This window comes from Thalassobaculum fulvum, assembly GCF_014652915.1.
GTDB classification, from domain to species: domain Bacteria; phylum Pseudomonadota; class Alphaproteobacteria; order Thalassobaculales; family Thalassobaculaceae; genus Thalassobaculum_A; species Thalassobaculum_A fulvum.
In genome coordinates, this window is record NZ_BMZS01000017.1 from 66,664 (window position 1) to 85,558 (window position 18,895).

The 18,895-nt window shown below is 69.9% G+C and carries 18 protein-coding genes; 11 read left to right on the plus strand and 7 right to left on the minus strand.

What is annotated here, in order from left to right; translation table 11 throughout:
• Window positions 1-47 precede the first annotated feature (47 nt).
• The gene (locus tag IE246_RS27285) at window positions 48-2,129 is read left to right on the plus strand and encodes an AfsR/SARP family transcriptional regulator (protein ID WP_189995752.1); all 2,082 of its coding nucleotides are present in this window, start codon (window positions 48-50) and stop codon (window positions 2,127-2,129) included.
• Between the two features lie 16 nt (window positions 2,130-2,145).
• On the opposite strand, the gene IE246_RS27290 is transcribed toward IE246_RS27285, so the two are convergent.
• From IE246_RS27290 to IE246_RS27305, 4 genes are all read right to left on the minus strand, one after another.
• Entirely contained in the window at window positions 2,146-2,544 is a 399-nt protein-coding gene (locus tag IE246_RS27290; RefSeq protein WP_189995754.1) for a hypothetical protein, read from the minus strand.
• Between the two features lie 45 nt (window positions 2,545-2,589).
• Window positions 2,590-4,263, minus strand: coding sequence for a peroxidase family protein (locus IE246_RS27295; protein ID WP_189995756.1), 1,674 nt, complete (start codon window positions 4,261-4,263; stop codon window positions 2,590-2,592).
• 231 nt (window positions 4,264-4,494) lie between these two features.
• Complete coding sequence (locus tag IE246_RS27300; RefSeq protein ID WP_189995758.1) at window positions 4,495-5,034, minus strand: GNAT family N-acetyltransferase; 540 nt, start codon at window positions 5,032-5,034, stop codon at window positions 4,495-4,497.
• Window positions 5,035-5,038: 4 nt separating this feature from the next.
• Window positions 5,039-6,205: an acetyl-CoA acetyltransferase gene (locus IE246_RS27305; protein WP_189995759.1), complete on the minus strand. Its 1,167-nt coding sequence runs from the start codon at window positions 6,203-6,205 to the stop codon at window positions 5,039-5,041.
• A gap of 193 nt (window positions 6,206-6,398) precedes the next feature.
• On the opposite strand from IE246_RS27305, the gene IE246_RS27310 reads away from it, so the two are divergent.
• From IE246_RS27310 to IE246_RS27335, 6 genes are all read left to right on the plus strand, one after another.
• Window positions 6,399-8,006, plus strand: coding sequence for a GMC family oxidoreductase (locus tag IE246_RS27310; protein ID WP_189995761.1), 1,608 nt, complete (start codon window positions 6,399-6,401; stop codon window positions 8,004-8,006).
• Window positions 8,007-8,078: 72 nt separating this feature from the next.
• Window positions 8,079-8,354 carry a hypothetical protein gene (locus IE246_RS27315; protein WP_229837537.1) on the plus strand — a complete coding sequence of 92 codons (276 nt, stop codon included), beginning with the start codon at window positions 8,079-8,081 and terminating at the stop codon, window positions 8,352-8,354.
• A 49-nt stretch (window positions 8,355-8,403) separates the two neighbouring features.
• Complete coding sequence (locus IE246_RS27320) at window positions 8,404-8,628, plus strand: AbrB/MazE/SpoVT family DNA-binding domain-containing protein (protein ID WP_189995763.1); 225 nt, start codon at window positions 8,404-8,406, stop codon at window positions 8,626-8,628.
• Between the two features lies 1 nt (window position 8,629).
• On the plus strand, window positions 8,630-9,028 hold the full coding sequence (locus IE246_RS27325) for a type II toxin-antitoxin system death-on-curing family toxin (RefSeq protein WP_189995765.1): 399 nt from the start codon (window positions 8,630-8,632) through the stop codon (window positions 9,026-9,028).
• Between the two features lie 43 nt (window positions 9,029-9,071).
• Window positions 9,072-10,298: an aminotransferase-like domain-containing protein gene (locus IE246_RS27330; protein ID WP_189995767.1), complete on the plus strand. Its 1,227-nt coding sequence runs from the start codon at window positions 9,072-9,074 to the stop codon at window positions 10,296-10,298.
• The gene (locus IE246_RS27335) at window positions 10,279-10,761 is read left to right on the plus strand and encodes a GNAT family N-acetyltransferase (protein ID WP_229837538.1); all 483 of its coding nucleotides are present in this window, start codon (window positions 10,279-10,281) and stop codon (window positions 10,759-10,761) included. The genes IE246_RS27330 and IE246_RS27335 overlap by 20 nt, the downstream gene beginning before the upstream one ends.
• A gap of 15 nt (window positions 10,762-10,776) precedes the next feature.
• On the opposite strand, the gene IE246_RS27340 is transcribed toward IE246_RS27335, so the two are convergent.
• Both IE246_RS27340 and IE246_RS27345 read right to left on the minus strand, forming a co-directional pair.
• Window positions 10,777-11,427, minus strand: coding sequence for a polysaccharide deacetylase family protein (locus IE246_RS27340; protein WP_189995769.1), 651 nt, complete (start codon window positions 11,425-11,427; stop codon window positions 10,777-10,779).
• 10 nt (window positions 11,428-11,437) lie between these two features.
• A complete protein-coding gene (locus IE246_RS27345; RefSeq protein WP_189995771.1) occupies window positions 11,438-12,778 on the minus strand; it encodes a dihydroorotase in 1,341 nt (446 codons plus the stop codon).
• A gap of 133 nt (window positions 12,779-12,911) precedes the next feature.
• On the opposite strand from IE246_RS27345, the gene IE246_RS27350 reads away from it, so the two are divergent.
• Together IE246_RS27350 and IE246_RS27355 are read left to right on the plus strand one after the other, a co-directional pair.
• Entirely contained in the window at window positions 12,912-14,075 is a 1,164-nt protein-coding gene (locus IE246_RS27350) for a DUF898 family protein (RefSeq protein ID WP_189995773.1), read from the plus strand.
• A complete protein-coding gene (locus tag IE246_RS27355) occupies window positions 14,065-15,141 on the plus strand; it encodes a M48 family metallopeptidase (protein WP_189995776.1) in 1,077 nt (358 codons plus the stop codon). Before IE246_RS27350 ends, IE246_RS27355 begins: the two co-directional genes overlap by 11 nt.
• Window positions 15,142-15,147: 6 nt before the next feature.
• Here the strand turns inward: IE246_RS27355 and IE246_RS27360 are convergent, their stop codons facing one another.
• On the minus strand, window positions 15,148-15,591 hold the full coding sequence (locus IE246_RS27360; protein ID WP_229837539.1) for a tetratricopeptide repeat protein: 444 nt from the start codon (window positions 15,589-15,591) through the stop codon (window positions 15,148-15,150).
• A 235-nt stretch (window positions 15,592-15,826) separates the two neighbouring features.
• Here IE246_RS27360 and IE246_RS27365 point away from each other — a divergent pair, with 235 nt between their 5' ends.
• Together IE246_RS27365 and IE246_RS27370 are read left to right on the plus strand one after the other, a co-directional pair.
• Window positions 15,827-16,996, plus strand: coding sequence for an ABC transporter substrate-binding protein (locus IE246_RS27365; protein ID WP_189995780.1), 1,170 nt, complete (start codon window positions 15,827-15,829; stop codon window positions 16,994-16,996).
• Between the two features lie 88 nt (window positions 16,997-17,084).
• A partial coding sequence (locus IE246_RS27370) for a HAMP domain-containing protein (protein ID WP_189995782.1) occupies window positions 17,085-18,895 on the plus strand: 1,811 nt, incomplete at its 3' end.

Here is an 18,895-nt window from a genome sequence, read left to right on the forward strand (position 1 = left end):
CGATGGTAGGTAGCCACGGTGGAATACTTCTAAGTACCGACGCTTCCGTGCCCGGCACGCCGGCGAGCGGTGGAGCGTTCGACCTCGAGATCGGCGTGCTCGGCCGGTTCGTCGCGGCGAGCGGGGACAGCGAGCTCGCCGTCCGGTCACGCAAGGCGCAGGCGCTTCTGGCCTACATGGCGATTTCCCCGCAACCCTGGGAATCCCGCGAGCGGCTGGCCGGCTTGCTGTGGAGCGAGTCCGACGAGACCAGCGCCAGGGGCTCGCTGCGTCAGGTTCTTCGCGAGCTCAGAAGCGCGTTCGACGAGGCGCGCTCGGACGCGTTCCTGACCAATCGGAACGATGTCCGCCTCGACGGCCGCCGGATCCGGCTGGACCTGTGGGAGGTCATCGACCAGGCCCGCCGGGGACGGGTACATCCGCTACTGCTGTCGAACCAGCGCCTGTCCGAGTCCCTGCTGATCGGATACGAGGAGCTGGACCCGGCGTTCCGGGCCTGGCTGATGGTCCAGCGTCAGATCTTCCACGAGACCCTGGTCCGCGATCTCGAGCAGATCATCCTCGGCTACCCGGAACAGCCGGAACGCGCGACCCGCGCGGCCGAAGCGCTGGTCAATCTCGATCCCAGCCACGAGGGAGCCTGCCGGCTGCTGATGCGCGCCCACGCCGCGGCCGGCAACATTCCGCGCGCGCTCAAGGTCTATGCCGCGCTGTGGGATCTCCTCGACCACGAATACGACATGGAGCCGTCGGACGAGACCCAGGCCGTCGTCGCAGCGATCAAGGCCGGCCCCGACGGCAGCTTCGCCGCACCGCCCGTGGCGTCCCCGAACGCGGTGACGCCGGCGGCCGCGGCTCCCGCGGACGACGACCCTTCCGCCGATCGGAACCAGAAGCCGGGGCTGGCTTCGGCCGCGAGGATGCTGCTGATCGTCGACACCTTCGACGCCCGCGGCGTGCCGGACAACGAGATCCATATCGTCCATGGGTTCCGGCACGACCTGATCGCCCGGCTGGTGCGGTTCCGCGAATGGTCCGTCATCGGCGGCTCGGAGGACCGCCTGCGGCGCCCTACGAACACCTCGAGCCTGCCGGAGTATTCGCTGCAGGCGACCGTCTACAAGGCCGAGGGCGCCTTCAAGCTGGTGCTGACGCTCCAGGACCGGGAGGTCGGCCGGTTCGTCTGGAGCGCGAACTACGACCTGGCGCTCACCAACTGGTTCGAAGCCCAGCAGACGATCGTTCGGCGCATCGCGGTGGCGCTCAACGTCCAGCTCTCGGCCGAGCGTCTCGCGCAGATCACCGGCAGGCCGGACGTCTCGCTCGACGTCCTCGACCGGTGGCTCCTCGGGCAGAGCCTCAGCTTCCGCTGGCAGCCGCCCGACGAGACGCGCGCCGAGGAGATCTTCCAGTCGATCATCGACGAGGCGCCGGACTTCGCGCCCGCCTACAGCAGCCTCGTCCAGATCAAGAACTCGTACCACCTCGTGTTCCCGGGGCGCGATCGGACCCGCGAGAACGCGCGCGAGTCGCTGGCCATCGCCAAGCAGGCGGTGCAGATCGATCCGCTGGATTCCCGGGCCCAGCTCTGTCTCGCCTGGTCCTACGCCCTCAACGGCCAGCACGACCATGCCGAGGTGTCGTACGGCCTCGCCTACGATCTCAATCCGAACGACGCCTGGACACTGGTGTCGACCGCACTGGGCCTGTCGTTCTGCGGCCGTAGGCAGGCCGCCCACGACATCGCGTCCCAGGCGCTGACCCTCTGCGTCGGCCCGTCGCCGGTGCACTGGGGCTACCAGGCGGTCACGCGCTTCATGATCGGCGACCTGGAAGGCTGCGTCGAGGCCGCGGACCGTGCCAACGACGCCATCAGCAACCTGCCGGCCTGGAAGGCCGCGGCGCTCGGCCACCTCGACCGGATCGCCGAAGCGAAGGCCGAAGGCCGCCGGTTCGTCGAGCTCATCCGGTCGAACTGGCATGGCCGGGCACCGCCCGAGGACGAGGCGATCGCGGCGTGGCTGCTGCACTGTTTTCCGATCCGCGAGCGGGAGTCGTGGGAACGCCTGCGCGACGGCCTGAGCCTGGCCGGCGTTCCCGCTCCCCGGTCGGCGCCGGCGTTGCCGTAGCCCGACCGCCGGTCGACTACTTGCACTCGGAGATCGTGTAGTCGCCGATCCGCGAGTACAGCAGTTCGAGCGCCGACAGGCTGGTGTTCTTGTAGAACTCCGGAACCATGTAGATCGCGTCCGTCGGGTTCATGTTCTCCTCGGACTCCTCGATCAGCTCCTTGGTCGGGAGCCGGACGACCAGGGTGTCCCAGGTCGGCTGGACGAACAGCACCCCGGTGATGCGGTCCGGGATGGTCGCCCCGGGGTCGACGTCCAGAAGCTGCTTGCGGAACTCGGCCACGGTCCGCGGCCGGCTGGCGGGGTCCTTGGCCCATTCGGCGACCTTGCGGCCGAGCAGGGCGTAGTCCTTGACCGCCATGCGCGGGTGCGGCGGCTTCGGCGCGGCCGGATCGGCGGCATTGGGATCAGACATGGCAATCCTCCTCTGATGGTTGCTGCCGGCGGGGTCGCCGGAAGGTCAGACGAAACGGAAGCCGACGAGCTGCTGGTCGCGCAGGCCGTGGCGGTCGGCCACGAAATCGATCAGCTCGCGCATGCGATGGGGCGGCGCCTTGGCGTCGAACAGCTCGGCGGCCACGCGGTAGGCGATCGGCTCGCCCTCGATCTCGGCCCACCCCTGGCACATCGCCCCCATCAGGACCTCGGCGAGGATCGTCGAGCCGAGCGGACCGAGGCTCTTGCCGTCCTCGATGGTCGCGGCCTCGTGGAGCAGAAACAGCTGCAGCGGTGGATCGTCGGCGATCCGCGCGATGTCGGTCGGGCTTTGCCGCAATCGCGAGGGCACGGCGTCGAGCCACGTCGCCAAGCTCTCGGACCGGAACGCCGGATCCGCCAGCAGCCGATACTGTCGCCGGGTCTCGGCCGGCAGGTGGTCGATGAGCGACTGCACCGAGCGCAGGCGCATGTCGCCGCCGCGGACCAGGTCGATATAGAGCAAGCCGCCCCGGCCGCCGTCCTGCGGCGGGAAGGCGTAGTCCTGACAGAGATGAGGGGCCATTCCCGGCACCAGGCGGCGGCTCGCGTTCGGGGTCGACCCGTTGACCCGGAAGAACAGCCCCCACTGCACGAGCCAGTTGGTCTGCAGGGGCATCTTGGCCGGCTCGATCGAGGTCTGCCGCAGGACGCTCGACAGCGCCTGGTCGCCGATCTCCGCATTGACCCGGTACACCGGGCGGACCATCGAGTGGCCGACCCGGTAGGCCGCGTGGGAGAACTCGATCGGCAGGCGGCGGTCGTCCTGCGGATCGATGAAGGCGACTTCGCCGGCGTCGAGGTCGTAGGCGTGGCAGACACCGGTGTGCAGCAGGCGCCGGAGAAGGTCCTTCCGCACGATGCGGCGGTAGATCAGCGTGACCACCTTGCGCGCCAGGGAGAACCGTTGGGCCGCCGCCTCCGGTGGAACCTCGGGGGCCAGCTCCGGCCGGCTCTCGAGCTGCGCCATCACGGCGTTGTGGAGCAGGTGAAACACCGCGGTCAGCTGCGACACGATGAGGTTGTCGTCGTTGCGGGGGTCGGCCAGCAGGACGTCGGGGCAGCCCTGTCCCGGGGAATCGTTGAGGTGCGGGCAGGCGACCCGCGGGATGTCCACGGCCGGCAGATCGTCGCGGATGCGCCCCCGCTCGCTCGGCGTGTCCGGCCGCCGTACCTTCCCGAGACGCATCGAGGTGCGCGGGACCAGCCAACGATCCGGCAGCGCGTAGACATGCGGGGTCACCGACGGCCCGCCGCCGTAGATCGAATCGAGCATCAGCGGCAGTTGCCGGCGGTTGCGCTGGCGCGCCGGCGGACGGGCCGGGTTCGGGAACGGCGCCGACGTGTGGACGAGGTCATGCGCCACCAGCTGCGCAAGATAGGTGTAGCCGGCGGGGATACAGGGGTTGTCCGACGCGTCCCTGCCGTCGCTCGCCCAGCCCTGCGGCCAGTCGTACGGCTTGGTCATGCGGTCGGCCAGGCGTTCCAGCATCAGCCGGGTCTCGTCGCGGGCACCGGCTCCGTACCCCTGGAAGCACTCCCCGGGATCCGCCGGCCCGAAGAGATTGCGGAAGTGGTCGTCCTGGTAGCCGGGCGCCGCCGGGCCGTGCCAGTCGTCGCCCGCATCGGTCGACGCGCCGCCGTGTCGCCGCTCTGTCATCGTCCGCTCTCCCCCACTCTCGGCGCCACGGTGGCCCGTGTCGCCTCGCCGGGCACTCGCTGCATCCGGCGACCGCGGGAAGCTTCGGACGGGGAACGTGATCCGAGCGTGAATCCCCCATAGCCCCGCAACCGGTGCGAGGCCGCCAACGGTCCGGATCGGGTGGAGCTTCTCGACGGCGGGTGCTTCAGGACCCTGGCGAACGAGGTCCGGCCCCGGGTCGCCTCGTGCTCAGCGGCGGGCGCCGGGCCGCACGATCTCCCGCACCATCGCCACCCGGCTCTCGGGCGAGAACCCGGCTTGGATCTGCTCGGCGATCTGCCGGCGGAGGAACGGCTCGCCGGCCAGGTCCGGCACTTCGCGGAAGCCGAGCCGGGCGTAGTACGGGGCGTTCCAGGGAATGTCGCGGAAGGTGGTGAGGGTCAGCCGCCGCAGGCCGCGCGGGCCGCAATAGCCGGCCAGCCGGTCCAGCAGCCGTGCCGCCAGCCGGTTGCCGGCGTGCCCCGGATGTACCGACAGCTGGGCGACGTACATGTCGCCGTCCCCGACCCTTCGGCAATGCGCGAAGCCGACCGGCCGGTCGCCCTCGCCCGCCGCCACCCACAGCGACCAGCGGTCCTGGGCCTCGGCGAAGTCGGCGATCCCGGTGGTCGGATAGGACGCCACCAGGTCGGCATGGGCCGTCGCCCGGAAGCGGACATCGGCCGCGATCTCGATGGCGGGAAGGGCGTCCAGTTCGTCGGGACGCGCGAACCGGACGCCGTACCCCATCGACTTACCGAAGCGGCTCCAGGATCGAGACGTAGTTGGCGACCGCCGCCCCGCCCATGTTGAAGATGCCGGCCAGCTTGGCGCCGGCGACCTGCATGTCGCCCGCCTCGCCGCGCACCTGCATCGACGCCATGATGTGCATCGACACGCCGGTCGCACCGATCGGATGGCCCTTGGCCTTCAGCCCGCCCGACGGGTTGACCGGCAGCTTGCCGTCCTTCTGGGTCCAGCCCTCGGCGATGGCACGCGCGCCCTGGCCTTCCGGCACCAGGCCCATGGCCTCGTACTCGATCAGCTCGGCGATGGTGAAGCAGTCGTGGGTCTCGACCAGCGACAGGTCGTCGAGCTTCAGGCCGGACTGGGCGAACGCCTTCTGCCAGGCCGAGGTGCAGCCCTCGAACTTCAGGATGTCGCGCTTCGACATCGGCAGGAAGTCGCTGGAATGCGCGGCGGCACGGAACGCCACGGCCTTGTTCATGCCGAGCGCGGTCTCGATGTCGGTCAGCACGATCGCGGCGGCACCGTCCGACACCAGCGAGCAGTCGGTGCGCTTCAGCGGGCCGGCGACGAACGGGTTCTTCTCGCTCGGGTTCCGGCAGAACTCGTAGCCGAGGTCCTTGCGCATCTGGGCGTACGGGTTGGCGACGCCGTTCTTGTGGTTCTTGGCGGCGATCCGCGCGAGCGCGTCCGACTGGTCGCCGTGGCGCTGGAAATAGGCCTGGGCGATCTGCGCGAACACCCCGGCGAAGCCGCCGTCGATGCCGGCCTCCTCCTTCAGGTAGCTGGCCTTCAGCAGGGTCTCGCCGATCTCCTTGCCGGGCAGCGCCGTCATCTTCTCGACGCCGACCACCAGCACCCGGCGCGCCTTCTTGGCCTCGATCAGGGTGAGGCCCTGATGCACGGCGGCGCTGCCGGTGGCGCAGGCGTTCTCGACCCGGGTCGCCGGCTTGAAGCGGAAGTCGTCGGAAGCCTGGAACACCAGCGAGGCGGTGAAGTCCTGCTTCTCGAAGCCGCCGTTGAAGTGGCCGAGGAACACCGCGTCGATGTCCTTGGGCTCCAGGCCGGCGTCCGCCACGGCATCGGCCGCGACCTTCACGATCATGCTCTCGGCATCCTCGCCCTCGTGCTTGCCGAAGGGCAGGTGCGACCATCCGACGATGCAGGCGGTCATGGCGGATCTCCTCGTGTCACGCAAACTGTGTATCTACATACGACCTGGGTCGCGTGGCAGACAGAATGGCCATTCGGCGGCCGAACGCAAGATGCCGTGGGGTCAATTCTGCCGGTCCATTGCCTAAGCAACGACCAGCGTTGATCCCGGCGGCCGATGGCTGCGATGCTTCCGGCCTCACCTGGGGGCATCCATGAGCAGCGACAGCTTCGACTACGTCATCGTCGGCGCCGGCTCGGCCGGCTGCGTTCTGGCCGACCGGCTGACCGAGGGCGGCGCCACGGTGGCGCTGCTGGAGGCCGGTCCGCCCGACCGTCACCCGTTCATCCACATCCCGGCCGGCGTGAAGCACCTGCTGCACCACCCGGGCGTCAACTGGATGTACGCCTCGGAGCCTGAGGAGAGTTCCGGCAACCGCGCCATCCACTGGCCGCGCGGCCGGGTGCTGGGCGGCAGCTCGTCGATCAACGGCATGCTGTACGTGCGCGGCAACCCGGCCGACTACGACGGCTGGGCGCAGTCCGGCTGCCGGGGGTGGACCTGGGACGAGGTGCTGCCGTTCTTCCGCCGTTCGGAGAGCTACAGGAGCGGCGGCGACGACGAGTACCGCGGCCGCGAGGGACCGCTGGAGGTCGAGGCCTACCGCACCATCCTGCCGCTGACCCACCGCTTCGTGGAGGCCGCCCAGCAGGCCGGCTTCCCGTTCAGCCCCGACCTGAACGGCGCCGAGCCCGAGGGCGTCGGCTACAGCCAGATGACCCGGGTCGGCCGGTTCCGCGGGTCGACCGCCCAGACCTATCTCAAGCGCGCCCGCCGCCGCGGCGGTTTCCTGGTCGAGACCGACGCGGTGGCGACGAAGCTGCTGATGGACGGCAGGCGCTGCACCGGCGTGGCGTTCCGCCAGCGCGGCCGCGACCGCACCCTGAAGGCCAACCGCGAGGTGATCGTCGCCGGCGGCGCGGTGAACTCGCCGCACCTGCTGCAGGTCTCCGGCATCGGCCCGGCCGGGCACCTGCGCTCGATCGGCGTCGAGGTGGTGCACGACCTGCCGGGGGTCGGCGGAAACCTGTCCGACCACTACGTCGCCCGCATCGTGCACCGGGTGCAGGGCGCGGTCAGCATGAACGAGCTGTCGCGCCTGCCGCGGGTGGCCGGCGAGATCGCGAAGTACTTCCTGTTCGGCAACGGCGCGCTGACCTTCGGGGTGACCAGCGCCATGGTGTTCTGCCGCTCGCGCGAAGGCCTGGCCAGCCCGGACCTGCAACTGCTGTTCACGCCGGCCAGCTACGACGTGAACCGGGTGCTGACCCTGGAGGACGAGCCCGGGCTGTCGCTGGTGATCTGTCCGACCCGGCCGCGCAGCCGCGGCACCGTGATGGCCGAGAGCGCCGATCCGCTCGCCCGCCCGAAGATCCGGCCGAACTACCTGACCGACCCGGACGATTTGCGGGTGATGCTGGCCGGCTTCGAGCACGCCCGGCGGATCCTGGCGGCCCCGGCCCTCGCGCAGCACAGCGTGTCCGAGACCCGGCCCGGCCCGGACGTGAGTTCGCCGGAGGCGGTCGAGGCGTTCGCCCGGCGCGAGGGCACGACGCTGTACCATCCGGTCGGCACCTGCAAGATGGGCACCGACCCGCTGGCCGTCGTCGACCCGCGGCTGAAGGTGCACGGGCTCGACGGGCTCAGGGTCGTCGACGCCTCGGTGATGCCGGTGCTGACCACCGGCAACACCAACGCGCCGACCATCATGATCGCCGAGAAGGCGTCGGCGATGATCCTGGAGGACGCGCGGGCGGGATGACCAGGGATCCGGTGACGCGGACACGCGTTGCTGTACCCTGTCCCGACCGAGTCCACACCGGAGCCTGCGCCCATGACCGCCCGCCCCCTGCTCGCCGCCCTCGCCCTGGCCGCCACCCTGGCGCTCGGCGCCTGCTTCCACCAGGATTCCAAGGCCGACATCGTCAAGAAGGCCGAGCACGCCACCACCAAGGACGAGCTGCGCAAGGCGCTGGGCGATCCCGACACCCTGAACAAGGCGGGGCCGCTGGAGGAGTGGGTCTACGAGGCCTCCGACGGCGTCGTCCGCTTCCCGATCCTGGGCGAGCGTGTCGGGCCGGTCGTCACCGGCGAAAAGACCAAGAAGTAGGCCGATCTTATAATGTTTGTTATAACTTCGTGACACGAGGAGGAGCCATATGGTCAAGCTCAAGGTCACGACGGTCGGCAGTTCTGCCGGTGTGGTGCTGCCGAAGGAGGTGATGTCCCGGCTCAAGGTCGAGAAGGGCGACCACCTCTATCTGACGGAAGCACCCGACGGCTACCGCATCACGCCCTACGATCCCGACTTCGAACAACAGATGGACCTGGCACGCCGGGTGATGCGCGAGCGCCGCAACGCCCTGCGCGAACTCGCGAAGTGACATGTCGGCCTGGACGCGGGTCCGCGCCGACGTCGTCCTCGCCATTCACGACGAGCAGATCGCCGAGCATGGCGGAGCACCCGGTATTCGCGACCGCGCGGTCATAGAGTCCGCCCTCGCCCGGCCGAAGAATCTCGCGGACTACGGCGAACCCTCCCCGGACGCAGCGGCGCTGGCCGCCGCCTATGCCTACGGTATCGCTCGCAACCACGGCTTTATGGACGGCAACAAGCGCACGGCGTTCGTGGTCGCACTGGTGTTTCTGCTAAACCACGGCTGGGCGCTGATCGCTGACGACGCTGAGGCCGTCCGGGTGATGTTGGCCACAGCCGCCGGAACGATCACGGAAGCGGACCTGGCCGACTGGTTCAGGCAGAATAGCGCTTCCCTTCCCGCCTGAGCGTCCGGTCCCGGTCGCGTTCACACCCCACCGAGGAAACGCCATGAGCTTCGACTACACGCCGTTCCTGCGCGCCGACCTGCCGGCGCCCGCCACCCGGTTCGGCGGCTTTCCGAAGTACAACTTCGTCGGCGGCCACAACGACGCCGGCAGCGTGCCGGTCGCCGACCTGGCGGCCGCCGCCAGCGCCGTGCTGACCCGCGAGGGGCCGACGCTGGCGACCTACGGGCTGAACAGCGGGCCGCAGGGCTACACCGCCCTGCGTCAGGGCATCGCCAGGCACCTCGGCAGCAAGGCCGGCCTCGCCTGCTCGGCCGACGACATCCTGGTGACTTCCGGCTCGCTGCAGGCGCTCGACCTGATCAATGCGGTGTTCATCCAGCCGGGCGACACCGCGATCGTCGAGGAGGGCTGCTACGGCGGGGCGATGACCCGGCTGAAGAAGTTGGGCGCCAGCTACGTCGGCGCCCCGCTCGACGGCGACGGCATTCGCATGGACGCGCTGTCGAACATCCTGGACAACCTGAAGGCCAAGGGCACGGTGCCGAAGTTCGTCTACACCATTCCGACCGTGCAGAACCCGACCGGCTCGGTCATGCCGGTCGAGCGCCGGGTCGAGCTGCTGCGGCTGGCGGCGTCGCACGGCATCCCGATCGTCGAGGACGACTGCTACGCCGACCTGATCTGGGACGGCGACCGGCCGACCGCCATCAAGGGCCTGCCGGGCGGCGACCGGGTCGTGTACTGCGGCTCGTTCTCCAAGTCGATCGCCCCGGCCCTGCGGGTCGGGTACATCGTCGCCGACTGGCCGGTGCTGAGCCGGATGCTGCCGCTGAAGACCGACGGCGGCACCGGCGCGCTTGAGCAGATGGTGCTGGCCGAGTACCTCGCCGGGTCGTTCGACGATCACGTGGCGGCCCTGCGCAGCACGCTCAAGGGCAAGTGCGCGGCGATGATGGAGGCGGTGAACCGCGAGTTCGGCGCCGCCGCCGAGTTCTCCGCACCCAAGGGCGGCATCTTCCTGTGGGTCACCCTGCCGGACGCGGTCGATACCATGCAGCTGTTCAAGGCGGCTGGTGCCGAGGGCGTGGCGATCAACCCCGGCGGCGAATGGTCGGCCGACGCCGCGGCCGGCAGCCACAAGCTGCGCCTGTGCTTCGCCAACCCCTCGGTCGAGGAGATCCGCGAGGGCGTGGCGAAGCTTGCCGAGATCTGCCACCGCGAGTTCGGCGTGCCGGTGCGCAGCGGCAATGTCGGCCGCAGCGGCTGAGCCGCAGCCGGCGATGGAGGACCGGCAGCGGACCGACGCGACGGAGTTGCCGGTCACCGACGCGCCGGTGCCGGCCGAGCTCGCCGAGCTCGAAGACCGGATCTACGCGTTCAATGTGGAGCGGACCGGGATCCGCGACGGCCGGCTGCTCGCGATCATGCTCCGCGACGACCGTGGCGAACCATATGCCGGCCTGCACGGCCACACCTGGGGCGGGTGCTGCGAGATCAAGGTGCTGTGGGTCGCGGAAGCCCACCGCGGCGCCGGGCTGGGCCGCCGGCTGCTGCTGGCGGCCGAGCAGGAGGCCGGCCGGCGCGGCTGTACCCGGGTCGTGCTCACCTCGCACAGCTTCCAGGCGCCCGGCTTCTACGAGCGCCTGGGGTACCGGCGGCTGGCGGAGATACCCGACTATCCGCGCGGTCACCGGCAGGTCGTGCTCACGAAGACGCTGGGCGACGGCTGACCCGGTCGAACGCCCTCAGGCCGCTGCCACATAGGGCTCGAGCGCCATCGCCGCCCGCCCGCGCCGGATCGGCAGGCAGTCGGGCGGAAAGTCCTGGCGGAACCGCCCGCCGGCGTCGCGGATCGCAGCGACGAAGCGCGGCAGGTGCGCCATCGCGCCGGTCGGCAGGTCGTGGATCACCAGCAGGGTCCAGGCCTGCGTCCGGCACTGGGCGAGCGCGGTCTCGACCCAGGCCTCGGGCTCGGCCCAGTCGCGCGGGATCGCATTCCACAGCACGCAGGTGTAGCCGCCGGCCAGCAGGTGGTCGCGCACCGCCGGACCCATCAGGTGCGGCCCGAGCCTGCCGCCGCCGCCGAACGGCCGGAACAGCCGGTCCGGGTGTGCGAGGTCGCCGATCAGCGCCTCGGTGCGGACGACCTCGGCCACGGCCATCTCCGGATCGGTGCCGAGACCGAGCGGGGTCGAGTGGCTGTAGGTGTGGTTGCCGATCCAGTGGCCCTCGGCATGCGCGCGCGCCGCCAGCGCCCGGCGCCCGGGCATCGCCAGCTTGTGGCCGAGCACGAAGAAGCTGGCCCTGATGCCCTCGACCGCCAGCACGTCGAGCACGCCCGGCGTCACCTCCGGCTCGGGACCGTTGTCGAAGCTCAGGGTGACGTCGAAGGTCATCGCGCGGGGCCTACTTCCCCCTGAGCGTCGACCAGAACCGCACCGGCTCGCCGATCGGGCTCGCCAGCACCTCGTCGTCCTTCATGACCAGGTTGCCGCGCACCACCGTGGCGATCGGCCAGCCGGTCACGGCCATGCCGGCAAACGGCGTCCAGCCGCACTTGCTGGCGATCCAGGCGTCGGTGATCTCGCGCTCGGCCTTCAGGTCGACGATCGCGAAGTCGGCGTCGAAGCCCATGGCGATCCGGCCCTTGCCGGCAATGCCGTAGATCCGCTGCGGCCCGGCCGAGGTCAGGTCGACCAGCCGCTGCAGGGTCAGCCGGCCCTTGGCCATGTGGTCGAGCAGCAGCGGCAGCAGGGTCTGCACCCCCGGCATGCCGGACGGACTCGAGGGATACGGCCGCTGCTTCTCCTCCAAGGTATGCGGGGCGTGGTCCGAGCCGATGACGTCGATGGTGCCGTCCTCGATCGCCCGCCACAGCGCCGCCCGGTGCCGCTCGTCGCGCACCGGCGGGTTCATCTGCGCCTTGGAGCCGAGCCGTTCGTAGCACTCGGGGGCGGCCATGGTGAGGTGGTTCAGCGTGGTCTCGACGGAGGCGACGTCCTTGTGCCGGCCGAGGAACTCCAGCTCCTCGGCGCAGGTGACGTGCAGCACATGGACCGGCCGGCCGGCCTCGGTGCCGAGCCGGACGATCCGCTGGGTCGCCAGCAGCGCCGCCTGCTCGTCGCGCCAGATCGGGTGGGCACGCGGGTGCGCCGCCTCCTTGGCGATGTGCTGGCGCTCCTTCAGGCGCTCCTCGTCCTCGGCGTGCACCGCCACCCGGCGCCGGCCGTTGGCCAGGATGCGGGCCAGCAGCTCGTCCTTGTCGGCCAGCAGCGAGCCGGTCGAGGAGCCCATGAACACCTTGACGCCGGCGCAGCCGTGCAGGCGCTCCAGCTCGCCGAGCTCGGCGACGTTGTCCTCGGAGCCGCCGACGAAATAGGCGTGGTCGCACCAGGCCCGGCCGGCCGAGCGGGCCAGCTTGTCCTCCAGCTCGGCCTTGTGGAGGGTCAGCGGCGAGGTGTTCGGCATCTCGAAGAACGCCGTCACGCCGCCCTTCACCGCCGCCTTGCTGCCGGTGGCGATGTCCTCCTTGTGCTCCAGGCCGGGCTCGCGGAAATGCACCTGGGTGTCGATCACGCCGGGCAGCACGTGCAGGCCCTTGGCGTCGAGCGTCGAGGCGGTCGCAGCACCACCGAGGTCGCCGAAGGCGACGATCTTGCCGCCGCGCACCCCGACGTCGGTCTCGGTCGGCCCCGAGGGCGTGAACACCGTGCCGCCGCGCACCACCAGATCGAACGTCTCCGCCATCGCTTCGTCTCCAATCACCGGCCGTGGCCGCAGCATAGTCGTGTCGGCCGCGACGGCAACGGGAAGCGGAAAGGTTGTCGAACCGCCGGCGGCGGGTACTCTGTCTGCGGATGGGCAAGGGGGCGGCACGCGAATGACCGAACACCGGGAGGAGCCGGCCGAAACCGTCCGGAACGGCGAGTTGCGCGCCTGGTCGCCGACCCGCTCGCTCAAACCGGCGCCCCGCCTCGCCTACGAGTCCCCGGGCTACCGGCGGCTGTTGGGCCTGCATGCGGTCAACACGCTGCTGACGGTCGCGACCTTGTCGGTCTGGCGGTTCTGGGCGAGCAGCCGGGTTCGCCGGCTGCTGTGGGCCCACATCCGGTTCGACGGAGAGCCGCTCGAGTACACCGGCGACGGCCTGGAGATCTTCGTCGGCTTCCTGAAGGTGATCGTGCTGATCCTGCTGCCGGTCGCGGTTGTGGTGACCAGCCTGCAGGTCGCGGTGCTCGACTCCGCCCCCGGCCTCACCGACGCACTCTCGCTGGTCTATGCGCTCGGGCTGTTCTGGCTGGTCGCCCTCGGCCGCTATCTCAGCCTGCGCTACCGCACCTCGCGGACGCGCTGGCGCGGTATCCGCGGCCGGCTGGCCGGCAGCGTACGCGGCTACCTGTGGCTGACCTTGTGGACCTACCTGGCGACGTTCATGACCTTCGGGTTCTTCAAGCCGTGGATGGACGCCCGGCGGATCCGATACGCCCTGCACGGCGCCCGCGCCGGGAACCTGCCGGTCGACTGCCGCATCACCGGCGGCAGCCTGTTCTGGTCCTGGCTGGTGGCCTGGCTGCTGTGGCCGTTCAGCTTCGGGCTGTCGTATTTCTGGTACCGGGCCCGGATGTTCCGCATGACCGCCGACCGCACCGGCGTCGGGCCGCTGCGCCTCGGCTTCACCGCGTCGGGCTGGCAGCACGCCTGGCTGTGGCTCGGCAACGGCGCCCTGCTGTTCGGCCCGGCGCTCCTGGCGATGCTCGCGCTGATGCCCGGGCTGTTCGCGACGCTGGAAGCGGTCGGCGCCAATGGCGGGCAGCCGGACGCCACCGACGTGCAGTGGCGGGTCGCCGTCGGGATCCTCCCGGTCTATGCGGTGTTCGGGCTCTCCTACCTCCTGTTGATGCCGGTGATCTGGGAGCGCCGGATACGGTTCACCTGCCGTCACCTGGTCGTGCTCGGCACGATCGACCTCGCCGCCGTCCGCCAGGCCGACGACGACGCCACTTTGGCCGGCGAAGGCCTGGCCGGCGACTTCGATGCTTTCTGACCGGACCGCCCGGCGGCCCTCCGCGCGGTTGTTCGACGGGGTCAGCGCGCGCGACCACGCGGTCACGGTCGCCGTGGCGGCCGGCCGGCTCGTGATCGTGCCGGACGAGCCCTCGGCCCCGCCCGAGTGCCCGCTGGAGTGGCCGCTGTCCGAGAGCTACCCGACCGCCGCCGGGCGGGCCGACCGCCTGACCGTGACGACCCGCGCCGCGCCAGAGGCCCGGCTGGTCATCGTCGACCGGGAACTCCGGGCTGCCGTCGCACCGCTGCTCGCCGCCCGCGCGGCGGAGAACCCGGCGCGCCACGCGGCGGTCCGCTGGGCGGTCGGCCTCGGTGTCGTGGTGCTGCTGATCGCCGCGGCCGCCGGCTTCGCCTCGCGGCACGCCGCCGGCTTGCTGCCGCCCGGCTGGGGCGGCGGGCTGTCCGACGCCACGCTGGAGCAGCTCGCCGAGGTCTACCCGGCCTGCGAGGCACCCGACGGGATCGCCGCGCTCGACCGGTTGGCGACCCGCATGGCCGACGTCCTCGACGGGCCCCGCCCGCAGGTCCTGACGGTCCGCTGGGACCTGGTCAACGCCTTCGCCCTGCCCGGCGGCCGGATCGTCCTGACATCCGGACTGATCGACCGCGCGGCCTCTCCGCAGGCGCTGGCCAGCGTGCTGGCCCACGAGGTCGGGCACGTCGCCCGGCGTGACCCGCTGGCCCGCGTGCTGCGCGACAAGCTGGTCGATATCGCCCTGGCGGCGGTGTTCGGCGTCTCGCTCGACGTCGGGACGACCGGCGCGGTCGCCGGTTTCCTGCTCGACAACAGCTATACCCGGGACCAGGAGGACGGCGCCGACGTCGCCGCCATCCGGATTCTGAACGCCCTCGACATCGACCCGGGCCCGGGGGCGCGGTTCTTCGACCGGCTCGCCGAAGCCGACGACGGCCTCGGCGCCGTCACCTGGCTGCGCAGCCACCCGCTGTCGGCGGACCGGGCCGAGCGACTGCGCCGCGGCGGGACCGGGGGTGGCCCCGGCATGACGGCGGAGGAATGGCGCGCCGTCGAGGCGTTGTGCCCCTGACCGACGCTACAACGGCTTGCCCCGGACCCGGTCGCGCAGCGCCTCGATGTTCTCCAACCCGGCCAGGTGCGGATTGATCTTCAGGGCCGCCTCGAACGCCTCCAGCGCCTCGGCCGGCCGGTTCTGGGCGAGCCGGCACAGCCCCAGGCCCGACAACGCCCCGAAATGCCGGGGCTCGAGCGCCAGGGTCCGGCGGATGTCGGCGACCGACCCGTCGATGTCGCCGAGCGCGTAGCGCACGGTGGCCCGCTTGTTCCAGCCCTCGGCGAACCCCGGCGCGCCGGCCACCACCGCGTCGAACGCCCGCATGGCGTCGAAGCCCTGGCCGAGCTCCATGAACCGAAGGCCCCTCTGCATCGCCTCCTCGACCCCGGAACCGGCCGGCGGCCGCACCCAGATCTGCCAGATCCGGGCCTCGAGCGTCTGCGCCCTATCGGCCCGGTCGGTCACCGCCAGTTCCGAGAACAACGCTTCCAGCCGAGGGTCGTCCTGGTCAGCGTTCGCGTCTCCACAATCAAATAGCGAATGTGCCGCAACCAAAAGCAGTACGCACGAGAGCCTCTTTAGAATCATTGCGGTCAACCCTCGTCGACTTGTGGATCTGTCAAATGCCATATGAAACCCATCGTTAACTTTTGCTTCCCATCCTTATAGGCAACCAAAGTGGGATTGGGAGGGAACAAACATGAAAGCCCAGGCTATCATTCGCAGCACCGTACTGGCCGCAACTGCTTGCCTCGCCGCCGTTTCGGCCTTGGCGGAGAGTTCTGGAGTCACTGCCGACAAGATCATTTTCGGGCAGGCCGCGGCCTTTGAAGGACCCGCTGCAGCGCTCGGCAACAACATGAAGCTCGGGATCGACGCGGCATTTGCGGAAGCGAACGCCGCCGGTGGCGTCAACGGCCGGCAACTGTCGGTCATTCGCTACGACGACAGCTACGAGCCGGACAAGTCCGTCGCGGCAACCCGCAAGCTGATCGACGAAGACAAGGTCTTCGCGTTGATCGGCCCGGTCGGGACCCCGACCACGCTGGTCACCCAGCCGATCGCGACCGAAGCCGGCGTGCCCTTCATCGGTCCCTTCACCGGTGCCGGCTTCCTGCGCAAGCCCGAAAACGGCAACGTCATCAATGTACGGGCGACCTACGACCAGGAGACCGAGGCCTGGATCGAGTACCTGACAACGGTCAAGAAGGCCCAGAAGATCGCCATCCTGTACCAGGACGACGGCTTCGGGCGTGTCGGTCTCGCCGGCGTCCAGAAGGCGATGGAGAAGCGCGGCCTCAAGCTGGTCGGGGAAGCGACCTACCCACGCAACACCACGGCGGTCAAATCGGCCGTGGTCGACCTGCGGAAGGCCGATCCCGACGCGATCGTCATGGTCGGCGCCTACAAGCCGATCGCCGAGTTCGTGAAGCTTTCCCGCAAGCTGAAGATGGATCCGACCTTCATCACCATTTCGTTCGTCGGTTCCGAAGCACTGGCGGCCGAGCTTGGCAAGGACGGCGCCGGGGTGATCATCAGCCAGGTCGTGCCGTTCCCATTCGATGCGGCAACGCCGGTCGTCGCCGCCTACCAGAAGGCGTTGGCCGCTGTCGACCCGAACGCCAAGCCGGGCTTCGGCTCGCTCGAAGGCTACATGGTCGGCCGCCTGACCGTCGAAGCCCTCCGCATCGCCGGCGCGGACGTGACCCGGGACACGCTGTTGAAGGCGATCTACGACACCGGGACTTTCGACCTCGGCGGTGCCGTCATGAAGTTCGGCGTCGGCGACAACCAGGGAATGGAAACGGTGTATCTTACCGAGATCCTGGCTGACGGGACTTTCCGGGCCATCGGCTCGTCGACAAACTGACGAGCGAAACTCTACCAAAATCAGGGTAGCCCCGGCCTCGCCACGGGGCTACCCGCTCTACAACGAAGCGAGCCAGGGAGGAACACCGATGACCGAAATCGAACCGAGCCCCGAGGACAAGGCTCCGGAGCGCAGGACTCGTTTCGGTATCGGCCCCAGGCTTTACTCCGCTTTCGGCGCTATCACAGCCTTGACCGTCTTGGCCGTGGGCCTTTCGTGGGTCGCCTTCGAGAACGTGCGCGGGACGCTCGACAACATCGCCAATCACGCGGTGCCGGTACTTGCCAGCAGTTTCCAGCTCGCAGCCGAGTCGGCGTCGGCCGCCGCCGTCGCGCCGAACATCATCTCCGCCCCGTCCGACGAAGCGCGCGACGCCGCTCGTGCCCAGATGGCGACCAGCCTGAAGCAGGTCGATGCGGCCACCGAAACGCTCGCCGCTTTCGACGAGGCGACCGGTGCCAACTTCCGCCCGCTCGCCAATGGCCTCCGCGAGCAGCTCAACGTGCTGGACGAGGCGGTCAAGCGCCGCGAGCTCGCGCGCGCGAGCCTGTCCACCGCGATGGAACAGGTGCTCGCCGCGCACAGGGACTTCCTGGCGATCATCAGGCCCCAGGTTGATGACGCTACCTTCAATCTCGTACTCGCCAGCGAGGAGACCACCGGCGAAGTGACCGATACGATCGACCGGCTGGTCCAAACCGAGGTCGCGGGCCTGCAGGCCGCATTGACGCTTTCGGCCGCCGGCCAGCGGCTACTCGGGATCATGGCGCGCTCGACCCAGATCACAGACCTGGAGAAACTCGCCACTGAGGAGACGCTGTTCGGCAAAGCCGCGATCGACATGAAGAAGACGATCGATCAGCTGCCGAAGACTGCCGACGGCCAGAAGCTCGCCGACCTTGCATCGCAACTGATCGGTCTCGGGATCGGGGATTGGTCGGCCTTTGCCATCCGCAGGGGCGAGCTCTCCTGGGTCGACCTGACTCCCGAGCAGTACGAGGAGGTCCAGAGCCAGCGCAAGAGCTTCGACCCGAGGATCGTCGAGGTCGCCGAGGCCTTCGACGAGGCTGTCACGCCGGTGGTCAACAGTGCGCGCATCGCCCTGATAGGCGGCAGCAGCGACTTGTCCGCCAATCTCGAGGACCGGATCACGACTCTGGTCGAGAAGGACGTCGCCCAGCTGCGCCAGATGCTCGAAACCCTCGCCGAGGCCAACATGGCCATCGGCCTGATGAGCGCCGCGACCAGCGCACCGGATACCGACCGGCTTTCGGTCCTGCGGAGCGCCTTTGTCAGCTCCGGCCAGACCCTCGAAACCCTCGTCGGATCGCTGGAGGAGTCAGAGGCCCTGGTGCCGGTCGCCGAGAAGGCTCGCGCCCTGGTCGCGCTGGGCCTCGGCGACGACAGCATATTCGGGCGACGGCAAATGGTTCTGGCCGACGAGGCGGAGGCCGGGAACGCCCTGGCCCAGGTTCAGGAACTCGCCCAGCGTTTCGACGCGATGGTCGACCAGCAGGTCTCGCTTGCGATGCAGCAGGCCGACACCGGAGCCCGTTCCGCCAACGCGGCGGTCGACCGCAGCGAGATGGCCCTGCTCGCGCTTGCCGCCGTCAGCATCCTGATCAGCCTCGGGATCGCCTGGCTGGTGGTCAACCGGGCCGTGGTCCGGCGTCTGCTGCGTCTCGCCGAGACCATGCGCGTCATCGCCGGCGGAGAGCACGACACCGAGGTCGACACCGCCGGCCGCGACGAGATCACCGAGATGGCCCGGGCGGTCGCGGTGTTCCGCGACAACGCGATCGAGGTCGAGCGGCTGCAGGCCGAGCAGATCGCGGCCGAGAAGCGGGCCTCGGAGGAGCGCCAGGTGCAGCGGGTGCAGCTGGCCGACGCGTTCGAGAG